Source organism: Inquilinus limosus MP06 (assembly GCF_000767795.1).
Lineage (GTDB): Bacteria > Pseudomonadota > Alphaproteobacteria > DSM-16000 > Inquilinaceae > Inquilinus > Inquilinus limosus_E.
This window is the reverse complement of the sequence record NZ_JANX01000878.1, coordinates 1-1,763: the sequence shown is the minus strand read 5'-3', so window position 1 is coordinate 1,763 and position 1,763 is coordinate 1. Positions and strand designations below refer to the sequence as shown.

The window sequence follows — 1,763 nt, the reverse complement described above, 5'->3', positions numbered from 1 at the left end:
ACCTGCTTCCCGGCGCCCGCGTGGTCTCGACCGGCGCGGCGCATCTCATGGTCCAGGCCCGCGACCGCGCGGCGGTGGCAGACGCCGATCCGGACGCCGCCCGGCTGCTGGCGGAGCTGCGCCGGGCCGGGGCTCAGGGCTGCTACCTCTACAGCCTCGACCCGATCGACCCGTCGGCCGCCGCCCATGCCCGCTTCTTCAACCCGACCGTCGGGCTGTGGGAGGATCCGGCGACCGGCAGCGCCGCCGGCCCGCTGGCTTGGCTGCTCGCCGAACGCGACCTGGTGCCGTCGACCGGCGAAGTTGTCATCGAGCAGGGCCACGCGCTCGGCCGGGCCAGCCGCCTTGCGGTGCGGCTGCGGGATGGCCGGGTCGAATTGCGCGGCCGCTGCGTCATCGTCGCCGACGGCGCTTTCCGCCTCTGACATTCACTGAAAGGACAGACCATGATCGGAACCCGCATCTTCACCGGCTCGCCCTATGAGGACCGTGCCGGCTATGCCCGCGCCGTGGTCGCCGATGGCTGGGTCTTCGTCTCCGGCACCACCGGATTCGACGCCAAGGACTTCTCCTTCCCCGAGGATGTCGAGAGCCAGTGCGAGAACTGCTTCCGCAACATCGCCTGGGCGCTCGGCCAAGCCGGGGCGGGGCTGGAGCATCTGGTGCGGGTGGTGATCTACGTGACCAGCCAGGCGGAGTTCGAGCGCATCGTGCCGATCATCCGCCGCCATTGCGACGCGGCGCGGCCGGCCAACACCACGGTGTTCGCCCAGCTGGTGCAGCCGCATATGCGGGTTGAGATCGAGGCGACGGCCCGGCTGCCGGCGGCGTCGGCATCAGCTTAATACGTCAGGAATGAAATCGGGCGGCCGTGTATTCTCGCCCGCGGCCCGGCGGTGATCGGGCAGGCTGCGCCGGATCCGATCTATGCCGTCAGACTTTCCCGGGATCCCGCCGCGGACCGCCCGCCTCGTCCTCGCCGCGCCGGACGGAAGCGTGCTCGGCATCCTGCCGCCGGTCGCCGTGGCAACGCCGTGGTGGCAGGAGGTCGAGCTCGTGGTGCGCGCGGTGCGCGACCGCTTCGGCATCGACGTCACCATCCTGCGGCTGCTGGAGACGGAGCTCGACCGGCCGCATGGCGGGCAGGTGACCTATCTCGCCGAGACCGAAGATCCGGCGCCCGTCGAGCCCTGGGCCGGAACGCTCGACGACCAGCCGCTGCGGCTGCCCTATGCCCGGCCGGGCGGCCCGGCCGCCGACCTGGCCTGGGCCCGCCGGGTGCTGGAGGGGCAGGGCCTGCGCTTGTCGGGCCCGCCGGAGCAGATCCGCAGCTGGAACCTGTCCAGCCTGTGGCGCATCCCGGTCGAGGGCCGGGCGGTGTGGCTGAAGGCGGTGCCGCCCTTCTTCGCGCATGAGGGCCGGCTGCTCGAGCGCCTGGCCGGCGGGCCGGTGCCGCGGCTGCTGGGACAGGCGGAGGGCCGCGTCCTGCTGGCCGAGATTCCGGGCGAGGACCTGTACGAGGCCGACCGGCCGCTGCTGCTGCGGATGGTCGGGCTGCTGGCGGGTCTGCAGCACGGCTGGCAGGAACGGGCGGCGGAGCTGCTGGCGCTCGGCCTGCCGGACTGGCGCGCCTCGGCGCTGGCAGCGGCGATCGCCGCGGTGGTGGAGAAGGCGGCCGACGCGGTGCCCGCCGCCGATCGCGCCGTCCTGGCCGGTTTCGTGAGCGGCCTGCCGCGGCGCTTTGCCGACATCGCCGCCTGCGG

General features: G+C 73.2%; 3 protein-coding genes. All 3 read left to right on the top strand.

What is annotated here, in order from left to right; genetic code table 11:
* On the top strand, positions 1 to 425 hold a 425-nt coding region (locus P409_RS33515; protein WP_034848874.1), incomplete at its 5' end, for a PhzF family phenazine biosynthesis protein.
* 21 nt (positions 426 to 446) lie between these two features.
* Complete coding sequence (locus P409_RS33510) at positions 447 to 845, top strand: RidA family protein (protein ID WP_034848873.1); 399 nt, start codon at positions 447 to 449, stop codon at positions 843 to 845.
* Positions 846 to 927: 82 nt separating this feature from the next.
* Positions 928 to 1,763, top strand: an 836-nt coding sequence (locus P409_RS33505) for a hypothetical protein (RefSeq protein WP_034848871.1), incomplete at its 3' end; no start/stop codon positions are given.